This is a genomic window from Rufibacter hautae (genome assembly GCF_008271695.1).
In the GTDB taxonomy this organism is placed as follows: Bacteria; Bacteroidota; Bacteroidia; order Cytophagales; family Hymenobacteraceae; genus Nibribacter; species Nibribacter hautae.
In genome coordinates this window covers 1,721,646-1,740,909 of sequence record NZ_VKKY01000002.1, presented here as the reverse complement: position 1 = coordinate 1,740,909, position 19,264 = coordinate 1,721,646, and the positions used below count along the sequence as shown (strand labels likewise).

The 19,264-nt window shown below is 50.5% G+C and carries 15 protein-coding genes; 7 read left to right on the top strand and 8 right to left on the bottom strand.

Annotated features, from left to right (window positions below):
• The first annotated feature begins 12 nt into the window (after positions 1 to 12).
• From FOA19_RS23690 to FOA19_RS16105, 4 genes are all read left to right on the top strand, one after another.
• Positions 13 to 135, top strand: a complete 123-nt coding sequence (locus FOA19_RS23690; RefSeq protein ID WP_262713908.1) for a hypothetical protein — start codon at positions 13 to 15, stop codon at positions 133 to 135.
• Positions 128 to 2,236: a ComEC/Rec2 family competence protein gene (locus tag FOA19_RS16115; RefSeq protein WP_149091797.1), complete on the top strand. Its 2,109-nt coding sequence runs from the start codon at positions 128 to 130 to the stop codon at positions 2,234 to 2,236. The genes FOA19_RS23690 and FOA19_RS16115 overlap by 8 nt, the downstream gene beginning before the upstream one ends.
• A gap of 364 nt (positions 2,237 to 2,600) precedes the next feature.
• On the top strand, positions 2,601 to 3,422 hold the full coding sequence (locus FOA19_RS16110) for a hypothetical protein (protein ID WP_149091796.1): 822 nt from the start codon (positions 2,601 to 2,603) through the stop codon (positions 3,420 to 3,422).
• A 395-nt stretch (positions 3,423 to 3,817) separates the two neighbouring features.
• Positions 3,818 to 5,731 carry a RecQ family ATP-dependent DNA helicase gene (locus FOA19_RS16105; RefSeq protein WP_149091795.1) on the top strand — a complete coding sequence of 638 codons (1,914 nt, stop codon included), beginning with the start codon at positions 3,818 to 3,820 and terminating at the stop codon, positions 5,729 to 5,731.
• Positions 5,732 to 5,861: 130 nt separating this feature from the next.
• Here the strand turns inward: FOA19_RS16105 and FOA19_RS16100 are convergent, their stop codons facing one another.
• Positions 5,862 to 7,070 carry a phosphoglycerate kinase gene (locus FOA19_RS16100; protein WP_149091794.1) on the bottom strand — a complete coding sequence of 403 codons (1,209 nt, stop codon included), beginning with the start codon at positions 7,068 to 7,070 and terminating at the stop codon, positions 5,862 to 5,864.
• A 229-nt stretch (positions 7,071 to 7,299) separates the two neighbouring features.
• Complete coding sequence (locus tag FOA19_RS16095; protein ID WP_149091793.1) at positions 7,300 to 8,313, bottom strand: zinc-binding alcohol dehydrogenase family protein; 1,014 nt, start codon at positions 8,311 to 8,313, stop codon at positions 7,300 to 7,302.
• A gap of 988 nt (positions 8,314 to 9,301) precedes the next feature.
• Here FOA19_RS16095 and FOA19_RS16090 point away from each other — a divergent pair.
• Genes FOA19_RS16090 through FOA19_RS16080 form a run of 3 tightly spaced genes read left to right on the top strand, consistent with a single transcriptional unit; the run spans position 9,302 to position 15,039 of the window.
• Positions 9,302 to 10,384, top strand: coding sequence for an efflux RND transporter periplasmic adaptor subunit (locus FOA19_RS16090; protein WP_149091792.1), 1,083 nt, complete (start codon positions 9,302 to 9,304; stop codon positions 10,382 to 10,384).
• A gap of 25 nt (positions 10,385 to 10,409) precedes the next feature.
• Positions 10,410 to 13,616: an efflux RND transporter permease subunit gene (locus FOA19_RS16085; protein ID WP_149091791.1), complete on the top strand. Its 3,207-nt coding sequence runs from the start codon at positions 10,410 to 10,412 to the stop codon at positions 13,614 to 13,616.
• Positions 13,606 to 15,039, top strand: coding sequence for a TolC family protein (locus tag FOA19_RS16080; protein ID WP_149091790.1), 1,434 nt, complete (start codon positions 13,606 to 13,608; stop codon positions 15,037 to 15,039). The genes FOA19_RS16085 and FOA19_RS16080 overlap by 11 nt, the downstream gene beginning before the upstream one ends.
• 431 nt (positions 15,040 to 15,470) lie before the next feature.
• On the opposite strand, the gene FOA19_RS16075 is transcribed toward FOA19_RS16080, so the two are convergent.
• From FOA19_RS16075 to FOA19_RS16050, 6 genes are all read right to left on the bottom strand, one after another.
• Positions 15,471 to 15,917 carry a GNAT family N-acetyltransferase gene (locus FOA19_RS16075; RefSeq protein WP_149091789.1) on the bottom strand — a complete coding sequence of 149 codons (447 nt, stop codon included), beginning with the start codon at positions 15,915 to 15,917 and terminating at the stop codon, positions 15,471 to 15,473.
• Between the two features lie 116 nt (positions 15,918 to 16,033).
• Positions 16,034 to 16,381, bottom strand: coding sequence for a hypothetical protein (locus FOA19_RS16070; protein ID WP_149091788.1), 348 nt, complete (start codon positions 16,379 to 16,381; stop codon positions 16,034 to 16,036).
• Between the two features lie 86 nt (positions 16,382 to 16,467).
• The gene (locus tag FOA19_RS16065; RefSeq protein WP_149091787.1) at positions 16,468 to 16,917 is read right to left on the bottom strand and encodes a DUF2750 domain-containing protein; all 450 of its coding nucleotides are present in this window, start codon (positions 16,915 to 16,917) and stop codon (positions 16,468 to 16,470) included.
• Between the two features lie 104 nt (positions 16,918 to 17,021).
• Positions 17,022 to 17,606, bottom strand: coding sequence for a hypothetical protein (locus tag FOA19_RS16060; protein ID WP_149091786.1), 585 nt, complete (start codon positions 17,604 to 17,606; stop codon positions 17,022 to 17,024).
• Between the two features lie 100 nt (positions 17,607 to 17,706).
• On the bottom strand, positions 17,707 to 18,291 hold the full coding sequence (locus FOA19_RS16055; RefSeq protein ID WP_223808931.1) for a hypothetical protein: 585 nt from the start codon (positions 18,289 to 18,291) through the stop codon (positions 17,707 to 17,709).
• 99 nt (positions 18,292 to 18,390) lie between these two features.
• Complete coding sequence (locus tag FOA19_RS16050) at positions 18,391 to 19,083, bottom strand: hypothetical protein (protein ID WP_190300431.1); 693 nt, start codon at positions 19,081 to 19,083, stop codon at positions 18,391 to 18,393.
• Positions 19,084 to 19,264 lie beyond the last annotated feature (181 nt).

Below are 19,264 nucleotides of genomic sequence, written 5' to 3'. Positions count from 1 at the left end.
TAATTCAGTGCCATGACTTATTTCGCCCAAAAAGTCTCTAACATTCAGGCACAGGCCTTAGCCGCAGGAATGGGGTTTCAGGATTGCAAGGTGGCTTCTGTGGTGCTGCAAGACAAAATGGTAGGCAATGGCTAAAAGGGCGCTCACCGGCACATTCAGGCTGGTGGGTAGTTTCATACCCGGGATTCTCCTGTATCATACCATCGGCCGTGGTTTTCCCTTCGCGGGGGAGCTGGCGGCTTTTTTTGTGCTCCTGTTTTTGGCCCTCCTTTGGCTGGCTTATAAAAAGCCCTTGGCCCGGCACCGAAGATATGCCGGTCTGGCCGGGATGTTGGCCGTAACCGCTTTCTCGTTTTGGGCCTCTTTTTACAAAAATACCCCCGAAACGCTTCCAGTACCCGCCCAACAAATCACGCATTACCAGATTACGCTGGTGAAAGCTGTGGCCCTGAAGCCAAACTCGGTCAGTTCAGTGGGCAGGGTAGAGGCCGTGCGCGCGCAAGGCAAATGGTACCCCGCGCAGGGTCAGGTCGCCGTTTTCCTGCCCCACTCGCCCAAGGCTGATTCCCTGCAATACGGGCAAAGACTTCTGGTGCAGGGGTCGCTCTCTCCGCCCGCTGCTCCCGCCAATCCTTTCCAGTTTGACTATCGCCGGTACCTGGCCTTGAAGCACATTCAGTGGCAGGCGTATTTACCTACAGGTACCTGGCTGTCCATAGGCTATGCACCGCCCAGCTACATTGTTGCTTTGAGCCTTAAAATCAGAAAACAGCTCGAAAACGCCTTCGGGGAGCACATTGAGACCAAGCGCGAAGTGACCATTGCCCATGCGCTGGTACTGGGCGTGCAGGATGATCTGGATGCCGCGCTGCGCAATGCCTATGCCCGAACCGGTACCATGCACGTGCTGGCGGTAAGTGGTTTGCACGTGGGTTTGTTGTACGGAGTGCTGCTGTTCTTCCTCAAACCCTTGCGGCGCGGCAAGACGAGTAAGCTGCTCATCTTTCTTTTGGTAGTGGGCGTGGTGTGGTTCTACGCCTTCGTGACGGGGATGTCGGCCTCGGTGCTGCGGTCGGTGTGCATGTTCTCCTTGGTAGAGTTGGGGCTTTTGCTGCGGCGGCGGGCTTCCATTCTCAATACGCTGGCGGTAGTAGCGCTGGCGCTGCTCATCTACGAGCCTAATTTCCTTTACGATGTCGGGTTCCAACTATCCTTTTTGGCCGTGGCCGGTATTGTGTTGCTGCAGCCGCTTTTCCTAAAGTTCTGGAACCCGGAGAACCGCGCCGTGCGCTTGGTCTGGGAGTTGCTGGCTATTTCGGTGGCAGCCCAGTTGGCCACCTTTCCGCTGAGCCTTTATTATTTCCACCAATTTCCGGTATACTTCTGGGTAGCTAACCTGGTGGCGGTGCCGCTCACCTCCGTCGGGTTATACATGGGAGTGGCCTTCATGATGTTCTTCTGGGTACCCGTAGTCAACGGCTGGATTGGCTTTTTGCTGGAAAAAACGCTTTGGATCTTGAACGAAGTGCTGCTCTGGCTGGAGCATTGGCCGAAAGCGGTGCTGGATGGGTTTGTGGTCACCCCTGGGCAGGTAGCGGCCTTGTACCTCCTGATCTTTGCGGCCGTGCTGTTTCTGGTCCATAAGAAACTTTCCTGGCTAGCGCTGTGTGTGCTGTGCCTGGCCTTTGTCTCAGGTACGGAACTGGCCGAGGCGCATCGACAGCGCCGCACGCGGGAGTTGGTCATCCATAGCGCCCGCCGGAGCAGCGTGGTGAGTGTCGTACATGGGAGGGAAGTGACTTTCCTGGCAGATTCTGCTTTCTTCGCGCAGCCCCAGTTGTTTTCCTACCAGGTGCAGCCTTACTGGTGGGCCAAAGGCGTGCGCCAGGACATTCCTTTTGCAACTGATTTTCCAGAAACAGCCTTTAAACAGCCCCTTCCTTTTTATGAAACGCTGGAGGGAAACCGTGTGGTAGTCTGGCAGGGAAAGCGCCTGCTGTGGCTCCGGAAATTGCCCAGAAACCTGGAAAGGCCGGTGACGCTAGATGCGGTGGTACTGCAGCACAACCTGTGGTTCGACCTGCCCCGGTTGCAAAAAGCCTTCTCAGTCCGCACCCTTGTCTTAGACCAGACCAACAGCCGAAGATACGTGGCCAGGAAAGTCCAGGAACTGCGGGCTGCCGGGTATCGCGTGCACGTGCTGGAGGAAGACGGCGCGTGGCAGATCAGGCTGTAGATAACGCCGTTTCTGGGCTCTTTTTTTCAAAACATGCCTTTACCGGCTCAGCGGTTAAGGTGCAGGCATTTCTGCCTGTTTTGGCCCCTCTTTTCTGTTTTAAAACGTATAATAAGGTTCTGGTATTTAGGTAATTAGCGCTGTGTGTCTTTCGCCAGGCGTAAGATATTGCTAATGTATTTAGCTTTTCAGGTAAAGTGCTGTGTATGAAGCGGTTATAAATGCTAAAAATATTTTAGTAAATACTTGTAAGTGATTGATAATCAATAGGATAAAATAGAGTTAAAATTCACCTATTTGGCACTTTTAGGGAAGAGGTTCTGTTATCAATCTGTAACAACAAAAGAAATAAACGCAGACGAAAATGAACCAAGCTAGTAACGAAGAGAAAGTGGTTAAGAAGAACAAAATCGAAAGTTTTGATATCTCCCGCTCTGATGAGACCATGCACTTGGCCGTTGATTTGGCGAAGTTCATTAAGGAGAATCGGCTGTATCAAAACATACAAGGCAAAGAGTACGTGAACGTGGAAGGCTGGCAGTACGCTGGTTCCCGTCTGGGTATTCTGCCCGTGGTAGATGAACTCACCAACATGAGTGATAGCACCGAGATCAAGTACCTGGCCAAAGTGAACCTGCTGAACCTGCGCACCGAGCAGATCGTTGGCGCCGGTTTCGCAATCTGCTCTAACAAAGAGCAGGGCCGCAAGTACTACCAAGAGTACGCTATCGCCTCTATGGCGCAGACCAGAGCCATCGGCAAAGCCTACCGTAACATCTTAGCCTGGATTATCAGAGCCGCCGGGTATGAGCCAACTCCTGCAGAGGAGATGGACTACCAAGGCAACGTGACCGAGCAGAAAGTGGAGCAACCCGCTAAGCCTGCGGCCCCTGCCAAGACCATGAAAGCCGTTCCGGCCGACGCGGTTCCGGTAGAGCCAACGCCTGCTCCGGTGGTAGCCGCTGCTCCGGCTCCGGTAGCCGAAGAAGCCAATGTGAAGTACGCCACCGCCAAGCAGAAGGAAGAAATCATCCGCCTGCTGAACAATCCGGTGATCACGCGTCAGGAGAAAACCAAGATGCTCCTGAACATCAACAAACTGGATGAGGAGCGTGCCAAGCAGTCTATTGTGAAACTGAAGAAAGTAATTGAGGACCGCGAGCACGACCAATCTGCCGCTGCCTAAGTTTTTAAATAGAGTGAATGTATAGAAACCCGGCCACTTGGCCGGGTTTTCTGTTTTAGGGCTGTTTTAGAGAATGTGTGTAGGAAATGTAAACCCACCCCTACCCCTCCCAGGAGGGGAATAGCTGCAATCGTAGTCTGATAAAAAATGTGAAAGCGTTACGCATCGTGAGAATGACTAAGGTTTCCAGCCTCATTTCCGCAAAATAGCTCCAAAACTAATAAGCGGGATTCCCCTCTTGGGAGGGGTAGGGGGTGGGTTGAAGGTCATTCGCCACAGCTTTACCGATTACTCAAAAGACCTCGCAGTGTCCGGAGGTCCTGCGAGTGTCTCTGCCAATAACCGGTCGCGCCAACACCTGCATCCTCAGACAAATTCGTATTTTTGGACGATCTATGGCAAATACATTAGACATCCTGCGGCAGTATTGGGGGCACGAGGCGTTCAGGCCGGGGCAGGAGGACATCATCAATTCTACGTTGGCGGGGCAAGACACGCTAGCCATTCTGCCCACCGGGGGCGGGAAATCGATCTGTTTCCAGGTGCCGGCGCTGGTGATGGGGGGCGTCTGCGTGGTGATCTCGCCGTTGGTGGCCCTGATGAAAGACCAAGTGGAGAACCTGCGCAAGCGGGGCATCTCGGCGGCGGCGCTGCACGCGGGCCAACCGGAGCGGGAGCGCGACATCATCATGGACAACTGTGTCTTTGGCGGGGTACAGTTCCTGTACGTTTCGCCGGAGCGCCTGCAGACCGATCTGTTCCTGGAGCGGGTGAAGCGGATGAATGTGACCTTGCTGGCCGTAGACGAGGCGCATTGTATTTCGCAGTGGGGCTATGATTTCCGGCCGCCCTACCTGGAGATTGCCAAGCTGCGCGAGTTGCTGCCCCAGGTTCCGGTGCTGGCGTTGACCGCCTCTGCCACCGAGGCCGTGAAAACCGATATCCAGGAGAAACTCAAATTCAAAAACGGGCAGGTATTCCAGCAGAGTTTTGCGCGAAAGAACCTGTCTTATTCCGTGCTGCCCACCGAGGACAAGGAAGGTCGTCTGCGCGAGATCCTGCAGAAGATGAACGGTACCTCCATTGTGTACGTGCGCAACCGCCGCCGCACCGAGGAACTGGCTCAGTGGCTGCAGCGGCAAGGCATCAAAGCCACCGCTTACCACGCCGGTCTGCCGCACCAAACCCGTTCCAGCGCCCAAACCGATTGGCTCATGGACCGCGTACGCGTGATAGTGGCCACCAACGCCTTCGGGATGGGGATTGACAAACCCGATGTCCGCCTGGTGGTGCACCTGGACTTACCTGACTCTTTGGAAGCCTATTACCAGGAAGCGGGCCGCGCCGGCCGTGATGGTAAGTACAGCTACGCTACCGTGCTATTAGGTCCCGAGGACGGAGGCTTGCTGCTGAAGAAGACCGAAGAGGCGTACCCACCGATAGAGACGTTGAAGCGGGTGTACCAGGCCTTGGCCAATTTCTACCAATTGGCTACCGGCAGCGGCGCGTTCCAGTCGTTTGACTTTGACTTAGCCGAGTTCAGCCGCACCTACCAATTGGCTCCGGTGGAAGTGCATTTCGCCTTAAAACAGCTGGAGACCGAAGGATTGCTGCAGTTGAACGAAGGGTTCTATAGTCCGTCAAAGGTAAGTCTTCTGCTCAGCAACACGCAGTTGTATGAGTTCCAGCTCCTGAACGAGAGCCTGGAGCCGATCATAAAGGGATTGCTGCGGCTCTACGGCGGCGAGATGTTCCGCGACTTTGTGAAGATATCGGAGAAAGGCCTGGCCAAACATTTGGCGGTGCCCGAGCAAACCGTAAAGCAGCAACTGCAGCATCTGCACCAGCGCAAGGTATTGGTCTATGAACCGCAGCACGACGGCCCGCAGGTACAGTTTACCCAACCCCGGTTCGATGCCAGTTCACTGCCGATAGACCAAAAACGCCTGCTGCTTTTCAGGGAACGGGCGCTGCAGAAGGCTACCTCAGTCCTCCACTTCATGGAGAACAAAAAGCAGTGCCGTACCCTCCAGATTCTGGCCTACTTTGGCGAAGAATCCACCACGGTTTGCCGCATCTGTGACTATTGCCTCGCGCAGAAAAAGAAGAAGAAACTGGACGAGAACAAACTCCACATGGAAGCCCGCGTCCTCAGTCACCTGAAAGAAACGCCGCTGCACCCCAAATCAATTGCCATGCACTTCAGTTCCTCCGAGCAGGAGTTGCTGGGCGGCCTTATCCAGGAGATGCTGGAAAGTGGGGTAGTAGCCTATACCTCTGAGGGCAACCTGCAACGGAAGGAAAGATAGTGTCTTTGGCTGTAAAAATATGTTAAGTAAGTAGCTGCTGGTTCAAAGCTAATTTTCTTAAAACAGACCTAAAACAGAAACGGCGGCAAGAACTCTTGCCGCCGTTTCTGTTTTATCTTCCATAAACTGATTAGGTCAATGGAGTTTCTTCTAGTTGCAGGGCAATAACGCCAGGTAGTTGCTTTCCTTCCATGTACTCCAGAAGGGCGCCGCCGCCGGTAGACACGTAAGAAACATTGTGGCTGTGGCCCATTTGGGTAACCGCTGCCGCAGAGTCTCCGCCTCCGATGAGGGAATACGCCCCGTTCTTGGTGGCTTCTACCACCGCCTCAGCAATGGCCTTGGTGCCGGTTGCGAAGTTCTCAAACTCAAACACCCCCATCGGACCGTTCCACAGGATGGTTTTGGAGTTACGTACCACCTCAGAGAAAGAAGCGATGGTTTCTGGTCCTATGTCCAGGCCCATCCAGCCATCGGGAATGGTACCGCTGGTTACCACCTGCTTGCTGGCGTTATTGTCAAAAGCATCGGCGATGACAGTGTCTGAGGGAAGGTAGATCTTCACGCCTCTTTCTTCGGCTTTCTTCAGGAGCTCCAGGGTGAACTGTTGTTTGTCTTCCTCCAGCAGCGAGTTCCCGATGGTACCGCCCTGGGCTTTGGCAAACGTGTAGCTCATGCCGCCGCCAATGATGAGGTTGTCCACGCGGTCCAGCAACTGCTCAATCACCTGGATTTTGTCCGAGATCTTGGCGCCGCCCATGATGGCGGTGTACGGACGATCGGCGTAGCTAAGCACGCGCTGGGCGTTCTCCAACTCGGCCTGCATCACAGAACCACATACTTTGTCATGCGGGAAGTAGTCTGCCACAATAGCGGTAGAGGCGTGGGCCCGGTGTGCCGTCCCGAAGGCGTCGTTCACGTACACATCGCCCAGCAGGCTCAGTTTCTCGGCGAAAATCTGGTTACCTTGCTCTTCCTCTTTGTGGAAACGCAGGTTCTCTACCAGCAGGATCTGGCCGGGCTGCAGGTTGCTGGCTATTTCCACGGCTTCGCTGCCAATACAATCTTGGGCAAATTGAATGGGCATCTGGAAGATTTCTTCCAAAGGTTTGAGCAGGTGCTTCAACGAGTACTTCTCCTCCGGTCCGCCTTTGGGTCTGCCCAGGTGAGACATCAGCACCACCGAGCCGCCATCGTTGAGGATTTTCTTGATGGTAGGCACCGCTGCCCTGATGCGGGTGTCATCGGTGATTTCAAAGTTGCTGTTCAGAGGTACGTTGAAGTCTACCCGAACCAAGGCCCGCTTGCCCTGGAAATTGTATTGGTCAATGGTTATCATAGTCTGCTAAAGGTTTGATGTTAGCTACGGATTCCCGCCGAAACAGGTCGGGGCAAATATAGTATTTAAATTTTTCTTTGTGTACCGGCCCATTCCAAGGTCAAAATCTGGAAAGCCCGTCCGTTTTTGAGCTGTTTTTACGGAACCGGCCCAAAAACGGAGACAAGCTGTTTAGGTAAGTGCAAATACATCCTGCTTGGAAAACGGCCCAGGCAGGGGCTTCCAAGTTCTAGTATTTGATGACCAGTTTCCCAATGGTGGTGCCTGATTCCAGCTGCGCATGGGCCTTTTTGAGGTTTTCGGCCGAGAGGCCATGCAGGGTCTGGGTGAGGGTGCCTTGCAGAACGCCCTGGTCCAGCAGGTCGGCTACCTGGTTCAGGATGTGGTGCTGTTCTACCATATCCTCGGTTTGGAAGTTGGAGCGCGTGTACATCAGTTCCCAGGAGAAAGTCACACTCTTGCCTTTAATTTTGTTCAGCGGGATAGGGGTGGCGCTGCCGGTGATGGAGGCAATGTGACCCTGCGGTTTAATGAGATCGGCCATGGCATCCCAGTACTGGTTCGTGTCCACGAAATCCACGATGTAGTCCACGTACTGGAAGCCGGCATTTCTCACTTCGTCTACCAGGTTCCGGTGGTTCACCACGTAATCGGCGCCCAGGTTTTGGCACCACTCCATGGTTTCTGGCCTGGAAGCCGTCGCGATGACGGTGAGCCCCAGCAGTTTCTTCGCCATCTGGATGGCAATGGAACCTACACCGCCCGCGCCGCCAATGATGAGCAGAGTTTTGTTTTGGTCGCGTTCGCGGGAAAGCCGCATGCGGTCAAAGAAGATTTCCCAGGCGGTTAAGGCGGTCAGCGGAATGGCAGCGGCGGCCTCGTCTGTCAAGGTGGTTGGTTTCTTGCCTACAATCCGCTCATCCACCAGTTGGTATTCAGCGTTGCTGCCGGGCTTGGTGATATCGCCGGCGTAATACACCTCATCGCCCTCCCGGAAGAGGGTAACCGCCTCGCCCACGGCTTCCACCACGCCCACTGCATCCCACCCAATGACTTTGGGCTGCTCCAAAACGGTATCCTTAGCCGCGTTCTGCCTGATTTTATAATCTACCGGGTTCACGGAGACAGCCCTCACTTTCACGAGTAAATTGTGGCCTGTTGGGGTAGGTTGGTCTATTTCAACATCTATAAAACTGTTCGGGTCTGAAATGGGGAGAGAAGTTTTAAATCCTACTGCTTTCATGTTTTGAATGGTTAAGGAATAAGGTACGTGCGCCGCTGTGCCTGAGTAGTCTCAACGGCCTCGTAGCAATTAAAGGGCTAACTTAGCGCTTTTTGGGTTTATGAAGTGGGTATCAAAATGGGGCCTTAAAGATGCTGAATTTCAAGCTTTCATACCTGACATGAGCATGTTCATAGTGCGTATCATTTGTTATCCGAATTTATGAGTTACGGCACTTGCCTAATTTAATTGCTTGGTATACATTTGCGCGCAGATGTTAAAGGCTTTCTTCAAATATCTTCTGTGTCTGGGTATTCTCCTTCTGGGAGTATACGGCTACCTGTCTGCCCAAACCTACAAGGAAAGCGCTTTCTTTTCTCCGGTAAAAATCTTTACTGGGGTACAACAGGCTGGCATTGCTGGTATCCAGAGCTCTTATGATTTTCACCTCAAAGCTACTTTACTTGACGTAGCCACAGGGCATGACAAGATTTCCCCCTCAGAAACCGAGGTGGAGGAAGATGAGGTAGTTTCTCCTCAGCACAAGCTGGATAGCAGGACCTTCTTTTCTGCGGTTATCTACGCCGGCGCCCTAGCCCTCCTTTTAAATTGCCTGCAACAAATCTTACATACTTGTAAGCAGATTGCATTCTTTTCCTATCACAGGTGGTATCTCCTGTTCCGGGTTTTCCGGATTTGATTCATCCTTCTTTGGGGTAACTGCCCGTTACCGCTCACTCCCTTTTTATTGCCATGTACCAGCTAGCGGGATGCTACCTGGCGGCACATGTGTAAGCACACACTTTTTATAATTTAGGTGTTCTCCAGTTCTGCCTGCGCAGGAGGAGAGCGAACACCCAGCTGGGCATCATGCCTTAACTAATCTCATAAAAAATCTTTTCTGTTAAGTGCCGCGGCGCAGGGCCCTGCGTGCAGGCACAAGTGTATCTCAGATACACTTCTTAGGAGAAATCATCAACCAATCCTTTCATAATAATTCCAAAACAGGATGAAGCGAATTTTCATGCTCGTGGGCTTGTGTGCCTTGTTGTGGCAAACGGGCTGCCAGTCAGAGAAAGTAGAGAAAGAAGAAGCGACTAGCTTTCTAGTCACCAGTCCTCTCGCAAAAGACACCTTGATCACCAAGGAATACGTGAGCCAGATCCACTCCATCAGCCACATTGAGATAAGGGCCCTGGAAAAGGGGTACCTGCAGAAAATCTATGTGGATGAAGGGCAGCACGTGAAAAAAGGACAGCTCATGTTCCAGATCATGCCGGTCATGTACCAGGCAGAGCTGCAAAAAGCCCAGGCTGAGGCCAGTTTCGCGGAGATTGAGTACCAGAACACCAAAAAACTGGCCTCCAGCAACGTGGTAGCGCCCGGTGAACTGGCCATGGCGAAGGCTAAACTGAACAAAGCCAAAGCCGAGGTGTCCCTGGCCCAGGTGCATCTGGGATTCACCCAGATCAGAGCCCCGTTCGATGGCATCATGGACCATTTCCAGGTGCGGTTGGGTAGTCTGGTAGACGAAGGAGATCTGCTCACCACCCTTTCAGACAACAGCGAGATGTGGGTGTACTTCAACGTGCCCGAGGCCGAATACCTGGACTTCAAAACGAGCCAGCACAGCGAGAACCAAACCCAGGTGAAGCTTGAAATGGCCAACCGCCAGGTGTTTGACTACGCTGGGGTGGTGCAAACCATTGAGGCTGACTTCAACAACGAGACCGGGAACATCGCGTTCCGGGCCACCTTCCCCAACCCCAAAGGCCTGCTGCGCCACGGCGAGACCGGCAACATTCTCATGGAAGTGCCCATGAAGAACGCCCTGCTGATTCCGCAGAAAGCCACCTTTGAGGTCCTGGACAAGAAGTATGTCTATGTGCTGGACAAAGGCAATGTGCTGCGCTCCCGCGAAATCACCCTGGCCGCCGAGTTGCCGCACATTTATGTGGTGCAGAAGGGCTTGTCTGAGAATGACAAGATCCTTTTGGAAGGTTTGCGTTTAGTGCGCGAAAACGAAAAAATACACTCAAAATACGTGGAGCCTAAAACTGTCCTATCTCAGCTGAATTTGTATGCTGAGTAAGCGGGTGTCCTAAAAACCAGAAGACATGTTTAGCAAGTTCATACGCAGACCCGTATTCGCTATCGTAATATCGGTCATGATCGTTTTTGTGGGTGGTTTGGCCATCCGGAAACTGCCCATTTCCCAGTTCCCGGACATCGCGCCAACCACCGTCAATATCTTTATCGCTTACCCCGGCGCCAGCGCCGATGTGTTGGTCAAATATACCCTGATTTCCTTAGAACAGGCCATAAACGGGGTAGAAGGCATGCGCTACATCGCCACCGATGCCACCAGCGCCGGTGAGGCTACCCTCCGGATTATCTTTGAACCGGGCACCGACCCCAACGATGCGGTGGTGCGGGTGAAGACCCGGGTGGACCAAGTGATGCCGCTTTTGCCGGAATTGGTGCAGCGCGAAGGCGTGGTGATTACCCCGGTGCAGCCCAGTATGTTGATGTACGTCAACCTCTACTCCAAGAATGAGAGCATGGACGAGAAGTTCCTGTTCAATTACGCCACCGTGAAGATGATCCCTGAGATCCAACGCATCAAAGGGGTAGCCAGGGCCCAGATCCTGGGTAGCCGCCGGTACGCCATGCGCGTTTGGCTCAACCCAGACCGCATGCGGGCCTACAACATTTCCGTGGAGGAAGTGATGAAAGCCTTGGGCGAGCAAAGCATCATCGGCCGGCCGGGCCGGATTGGGCAAAGCTCCGGTATTGCCGCGCAATCCCTGGAATATGTGCTGACTTACAAAGGCCGGTACAACAAGCCCGAGGAGTATGACAATGTCATCATCCGGGCCAACTCCCAGGGCGAAAGCATTCTCCTGAAGGACATTGCCAAAGTAGAGCTGGGCAGTGAATTCTTCGATATCTACTCCAACCTGGACGGCCACCCCTCAGCGGCGATTGTTCTGAAGCAGAACTACGGCAGCAACGCCAGCGACGTGATTGCCGATGTGAAAGCCCAACTGGAGGAAATGCGCCCGTACTTCCCGCCGGGAATGGATTACAAAATCAGCTATGACGTTTCCAAATTCCTGGATGCTTCTATTGAACAGGTGGTGCATACCCTCCGCGATGCCTTCATTCTGGTAGCCATTGTGGTGTTCATCTTCCTAGGCGACTGGCGGTCCACCCTCATCCCGATTCTGGCGGTGCCAGTATCCTTGATCGGGGCGTTCTTCGTGATCCAGTTCTTCGGGCTCTCCATTAACCTGGTGACGCTCTTCGCCTTGGTATTGGCCATCGGGATTGTGGTGGATGATGCCATTGTGGTGGTGGAAGCCGTCCACGCCAAAATGGAGGAAGAACCGCATCTCTCGCCCTTTAGCGCAGTGAAGAAAGTGCTGGGCGAAATCAGCGGTGCGATCATCGCCATCACAGCGGTAATGGTGTCTGTGTTCCTGCCTATCTCTTTCATGACCGGTCCGGTGGGTACGTTCTACCGGCAGTTCTCCATCACCATGGCCAGCTCCATTGTGATCTCAGCGCTGATTGCCTTGACGCTTACCCCGGTGCTGTGCGCCATGCTGTTGAAGAACCACCACGGGCACCCTAAGAAGAGCAACGTTTTTACTCGGGCGCTGGACAGTTTTAACCGTGGTTTTGATAAACTGACCGGAAAATACGTGGGCTTATTGAAATCCATCGTGAGCAGAAGATGGCTGACGTTTGGGGTGTTGCTGGCCTTCTGCGCTGGTATCTTCATCGAGAACCAGATGGTGCCATCGGGCTTCATCCCGAACGAAGACCAAAGCACCATTTACGCCATCATCCAGACGCCTCCGGGCTCTACCCTGGAGAAAACAAACCAGGTCTCGCAAAAGCTGCAGAAAGTCTGTGAAGAGATTGATGGGGTAGAGTCAGTGTCTTCCCTAGCCGGTTACGAGATCATGACTGAAGGCCGGGGTTCCAACGCGGGTACCTGTTTGATCAACCTGAAAGACTGGTCAGACCGGGAGCACACGGTGAAAGAGATCATGGAAGAACTGGAGGAGAAATCCAAAGGCCTGGGCGCGGTGATTGAGTTCTTTGAGCCACCCGCTATCCCTGGCTTCGGTTCTTCCGGCGGTTTCTCCATGCGTTTGCTGGACAAGAACTCCGATACCGATTACCACGAGTTTGACAAGATCAACCAGGAGTTTATGGACAACCTGCGCAAACGGCCGGAGCTCTCGGGCTTGTTCACCTTCTTCGCGGCCAATTATCCGCAGTACGAGTTGGAGATAGACAATCACCTGGCTATGCAGAAAGGCGTGTCTATTGGCAAAGCCATGGATAACCTGAACATTCTCATTGGTTCTACCTATGAGCAAGGCTTCACCAAGTTCAACCAGTTCTTCAAGGTGTACGTGCAGTCTGACCCTAAATTCAGAAGGCTGCCCTCTGATCTCCTGAACCTGTATGTGAAGAACGAGGCGGGCGAGATGGTGCCGTACTCGGCGTTCATGAAGCTGAAAAAGTCGCAGGGACCTAATGAGATCACCCGCTTCAATATGTACAACTCGGCCTCCATCCAAGGGCAACCCGCCAAGGGCTATACCACTGCCGATGCTATCCATGCCATCCAGGAAGTAGCCGCTACGTCGCTGCCGAAGGGCTATGACATTGCCTGGGAAGGTCTGTCCTATGACGAGTCTATCCGGGGGAACGAGTCTATCTACGTCTTCGCGATTGTGGTGGCCTTCGTCTACTTTGTGCTGGCGGCCCAGTATGAGAGTTTTATCATTCCGTTGGCGGTGGTGTTCTCGCTGCCGGTAGGGGTGTTTGGCTCGTTTCTGGTGCTGCAGATGATGGGGCTGGAGAACAACATCTACGCGCAGATCGGGCTTATCATGCTGGTGGGGCTCCTGGGTAAAAACGCAGTGTTGATTGTGGAGTTTGCCGTGCTCAAGCGACAGCAAGGGTACTCTATTCTGGAGGCCGCCATTGAAGGAGCCAAGGTGCGTTTCCGGCCTATTTTGATGACTTCGTTCGCGTTTATCGCGGGGCTTATTCCGTTGATCATTGCGACCGGGGCCGGCGCCATCGGGAACCGGACCATTGGGGCTTCGGCCTTGGGCGGGATGCTGTTCGGGACCGTGTTCGGGGTCATCATCGTGCCTGGCCTGTACTACATCTTCGCCAAAATGGCCGACGGTCGTCACCTGATCAAAGACGAAGAAGAATCCACGTTAACGGAAGACTACGTGCATGCCATTGACAGTTTTCCGCAACCTTTAGAAACCGAAATCAATGCTCACTAAAAGAATAAGGAATTGGTTTGGGATCACGTTGGTAGCCCTTACCTATACCGCCTGCAGCGTACCTACGCTGGTACAGAAATCAGAAAACAGAACAGTGCCTGCGAGTTTCACCAACTCGCAGGATACTACCAACACCGCCCAGGCCAGGTGGAAGGACTTCTTCACCGATCCGTATCTGGTCTCCTTGATTGACACGGCGCTGCATAACAACCAGGAGCTGAACATCACTTTACAGGAAATTGAGATTGCCAGAAACGAGGTAAAAGCCAGAAAAGGGGAGTACCTGCCCTCGGTAGGGCTACGGGCTGGTGCGGGCGTAGACAAAGTGGCCCGGTTCACCAACATCGGTGCCTTGGAAGCCACCACCGACATTGAACCAGGAAGAGAGATGCCCGAGCCATTGCAGGATTACCTGGTGGGGGCATTTGCAACTTGGGAGGTGGATGTCTGGCACAAGCTGCGCAACGCGAAAAAGGCGGCTGTGAACCGGTACCTATCCTCGGTAGAGGGACGGAATTTCATGCAGACGAACCTGGTTTCTGAGATCGCGAACTCCTATTATGAGCTGCTGGCGCTGGACAACCAATTGGCCATTGTGAAGCAGAACATCGAGATCCAAAACAATGCCCTACGGATTGTGCGCCTGCAAAAGGAAGCCGCCCGCGTGACGGAGTTGCCGGTTCGCAGATTCCAGGCGCAGGTGCTCAACACCCAGAGCCTGCAATACGAGATCCAGCAGAAGATCACCGAGACCGAGAACCGGATCAATTTTTTGGTGGGCCGGTTCCCGCAACCGGTGCAACGCAACACCCAGGATTTTGCCCGTGTCACGCCCAAAGCGGTAAGTGCCGGGGTTCCGGCGCAGTTGCTCGCCAACAGACCAGACATCAGGCAAGCCGAACTTGATTTGGCAGCCGCCAAACTGGATGTGCAGGTAGCCAGAGCAAGGTTCTATCCCTCGGTGGGCATCTCGGCAGGAGTAGGGTTTCAGGCCTTTAATCCTAGTTTTCTGCTGAAACCAGAGTCCATGCTATTGTCCCTGGCGGGCGATGTTGCGGCCCCCTTGGTGAACAGGAACGGCATCAAAGCCGTCTACGCCAGCGCCAATGCCCGGCAAATCCAGGCGGTTTACAACTACGAGCGTACCATTCTGAACGCGTATGTAGAGGTGGCGAACCAACTGGCCAAGATCAGCAACCTGGAGAAAAGCTATGATTTAAAGGCAAAGGAGGTGGAGGCGCTCACCCAGTCCATTGACATCTCCAACCAACTGTTTACCTCTGCGAGGGCAGATTACATGGAGGTGCTCTTGACCCAACGCGATGCGCTGGAGTCTAGGTTTGACTTGGTGGAAACCAGAATGCAGCAACTGAACGCCATGGTGAACGTGTACCGGGCATTGGGCGGTGGTTGGGCGCCATAAGACGGCACTAAGGAAGATAAAGCTGTTTTAGGGCCTCTTTTCTAAAAGGGAGCTTATTTCACAAACGCGTGAAATAGGCTCCCTTTTCTTTTACCACCGGAGTTATCTTCCTCAGGTCCGCCGGATAATTGCATAACCTCTTCCAAGGAAATCATGGTTGAGACAATTATTTTCTCATAGTAATTCACTGCCATTTGTAAGCTGTTTTTTGAAAAACGCCATCAAAATAGGAGCTGTCCCCATCTAATATTAGGGGCATCGTCTGAGAAAGTGCATTATGAGTGCGACAGTCAAATAGGTATAATACGGCGGAATTTAGTAGTTCTTTGTAGTCAGAGAAAATAGTCTAAGAAAGCTCTTTGTTGGTCTGGTGTAAATTGTCCCAAAGGGTTTCGGTTGGGGGTGGGTAGTTATATAAGAAGGGCAAGGTCTTACCCTTTATTCCTTTGCTCCATTTGGTACAAGTCAAAGTTGGGTGCCCAGAAATCCTTCTCCACCTTGGATAGGGAAAAGCCCATTTTTTCATAAAATTTGTAAACCAACTGGGTGGTTCTTACCACTATCAACTCAATCTCTTGCTTCTCGCGCAGGTGGTTGATTCTGTGTTCCATTAACTTTTTGCCAATGCCTTTTCCTTGTAGGTTCGGCTTGATGATGTCCCACGAAATACGCGCGATTTTTTCCTCGGGGAAATAGTTGATTCCACCTGCCCCAATGATCACAGTATTTTCTTCCACCACAAAGTAATCCTCCACCTCATGGTCCAGGTAATGTTCTAAATCCTTTTGCTCCGAAGGATGGAAGAACTCGGGAGTGTTCAACTGTAGAAGGTGAACCACTGATGCTTTGTCTTCTTGGTTATAGGTTCTTATTTCCACGTTATAAACTTTTGCCTAACGGACTTGTGTAAACGATGGTGATAGCTGTCGCCTGATAGCTGGCGTTTAAGTGTTGTTAGCCCTAGTTTTATTTTGCGTAACTGCAGCTTCTCTTTTTATTTTTCAAAGACCAACCAATCATCGATAATTTCTCCATCTTCGATAGAGTCGAGTTGGTAATAACCTACTTGTTCTAAATCCATGAAATGAATTTTGTCTGGATCTTTGATGTAAATCCCTATTCTTGTTCTTATTTGTGGCGTCGACCTAAGAATGTGGTTAAAGACTAAAACTTGTTCAATAAGTCGAAAAACTAGATTAGGAAACCTATAGTCATTCCACTCGCTTTGGCTATCCCTTGTTCGTTCTTCTAAAAGCCGTTTGCAATTTTCTTCAGCTATGTTTGCTAATTTGAATCGATTAGAGTGTTCTTCTAAATAATTATTTATATCTGTTAATTTCATCAAAAATAAGGCTTACGGCCTTGTGTAAACTGCGGCGATGGCCGTCCGCCAAAATGCCGGTTTCACAAGGTTTGCAAAAGGCTTTTTTACAATTCTTTGACTTGCGTCTCTAAGTCTTCTATACCCTCAAACTTTTGGAAATCGAGTTTCTTGCCATAGCTTTTCAATTCTGCTATTATTTCAAGTATTAAGTCGAATGGCTCAATCTCATGGCCGAACATGTTCTGGTCGAAATTAGTCCCTACCAAAAGTCCGTCATTGTTCATGCCTACACACCAATTCTCCAAAAACTCTGAGAGAGGTATTTCTGTCGGTGTATAATTTATCCATCCGTCCTTGGCGCATGCCTTTGCAAATGCCTTTTCTGACCAGAAACAAATCATCGGGATGGGATTTTCATCCTCGTCTTCGTAGTTGTTTGAGCTTGACGTGGCGAATCCGTCCCCGCTTTCAAGTCCAATTACGATTTCTGTTTCGCAAACCTTCTTGATGAATCGCTCGTGTCTTTGCTTGACAATTATAGAATCCTGTATCATTTTATTATTTAAGCTAAATGCAAACGTTGAATATATCAAGAGCCCTCAGCGAAGCTATGGTTTTGTATATACTGTGTTGCCACGAGTTCTTCTTTAATAAATTATTAGGAAGTGAGTATTAGATAACTATATAGTCGTTTTGCAAAGTCTTCAAGATTATTATCGTCTTCAAATTTGTAATCATGATCAGCGTATTGAATTGAAATAGTGTAAATATAACCTGCCTTTGCTCTGTCTGAATAAACAACTAAGTCAAATCTACTTTGATTTAAACCCTTTGATTTTCTATAAAACCGAGTGTTTAGAAAATATGCTTCCTCTCCCTGTGCCAGTTTGATTTTTTCCTGACCGTCTATGAATTGCTTTGGAAACTCTCTGTCAGGATTGCTTCTGTATCCATTTAAGCATTTGTCCTTGCAGTCATCCAGATCTCTACCTTCTTGCTTCACAAAGAAAATTGTAACCATTACAGGTGAGCCATTCAAAACTGCTGGAAGCGCTTGTCCGCTAGCTTCTATGAGTTGTTCTGGACCTTGCCCGCCAGTTGGAATATGCCTCCACTTAGATGGAAATTTAATTTCATAATAATCGGTCGAAACGGTTTTCAAGTTGTCCCATATAGATTGGTCAACTTGCCCATAAACTGAAACAGTTAAAAAGGTTAAAATGAGAGTAAGGAGTTTATTCATTTAATTATATTCTTTTAAATGGTGGTAAAAGACTTGTTAAGGGGTGGCGAGGCCGTCGACCGAGGCTGCTTTTTATACCAATGTTGTGCGGTCGATTTTTTTATTGCATTTTATATATTCTTGAATAGTCACTGAATTCAGTGTCTTTCAAGTCTTCTTCTATTACTTTTTTGGCGATATCGAAGTCTACTACCATACAGCCAATTTCCATAGTGCCACTTCCAATGCTTCCACCGTCAGTGTGCCCGAGTCCAGTCCAGCCTAATGTTTCGTCCATCCTTTCTTCGAGTCGTTGCCTTTTATCCAAGTCCGCATCTGTCCCGAAACCATCAATCTTATATTCAATCTCTAGGAATGAAATTTGGTCTTCTTCAAATTCAGAATATCCTTCTTCTAACTTTTGGTCAATTTCCTTTTGAACTGATTTTCTAAAGCTGGTTAGAAGTCCAGATTTGATTTCCTTCTGTTGCCCTTTTTGTCCTACTATCCCCCAATGTACAACTGCTGATTTTACATCATTATCCCAAGTCTCCCAATAGTGGAGTTGTCCGTCAATGCTTTTGTATAGTTTTATCATAAATTTTGTCTCTTCTGAAAAGCTTCTTGCTTTAGACTTGTCGATGTTATTTGTGCACAATACAGCCGCAACAAATAAAGCCGCCAAAAACATTAGTGTCTGTTTCAAGATTACATTATTAAACTGTCGCACATCGGCCTCGTGTAAAAAGTGTGCTAAGCCGTCGGCCGACGCATAAATTTTACACAATGTTGGCGGAAGTTCTTTTTAAATTTTCACAGCTCCCTTAGGTACTTTGCCGTTCCAGAAATCCTCCCGCTGGTTTTGGTCGCCCAAGTCCATTCTGAAATTTACCCACTGCCCAAGCATGTTCCTTACAGCCATAGAATAGTCGCCGGTTACATTGTCTGAAAACTGCCAAAGAATATGATAACCGTCCTCGTTGGAGAAACCCTCTAGGTCTGCTTGGAAAATACCGCCTGTCTGTCTCCAAATCGTTGTCTTGATTGATTCAAGAATAGGATAGTTTTCATCTTCGAATGCTGCGTTCAGGATTTGGAAGGTGTAAATGACCTTAACTTTACTGAAATATTTGTCAAGCCACTTTACCGCTGAAGTCGGTTTGTATTCTTTGATAGATTCCCTGAACTCCTCGAGCTCCTCTTTGCCAAGTTCACCATCAATGACTGGGTTTCTTTCAACTTGAATCAGAGGCACACCTACTTTATTGTTTATGTCGAGCAAAGTCCAGTTTGCAGCGCTTTCACCCTCTGCAAGTAGTAGTTTAGCTTCTAAGCCTTCATCTGCTAGACTTTTCAGAATTTTATCCAAATGTATTTCAGGGTCGTTCTTCCCAAATATTCTGATATAATATCCCATTTTATATTTTTTAAAATTACCGCCAACTACCGTATTTAGGGAGCAGATCCGGTCATTGGCACCTTGAACTGAGCCAAACATCCGTTTATATGCCTACCATTAGTCGGGTAAACGGAATTGGACCGCCGAATATACTATATACAGCCAAAGGAGTATATATAAACCTTGCTTCGGTAGGGCAATCTGAGTTTATCACCATTATTAGGCTGTTTACCTGATTTCAGTCTGAAAACGGAACATCGCGTAATGCTATCTTTGTTCT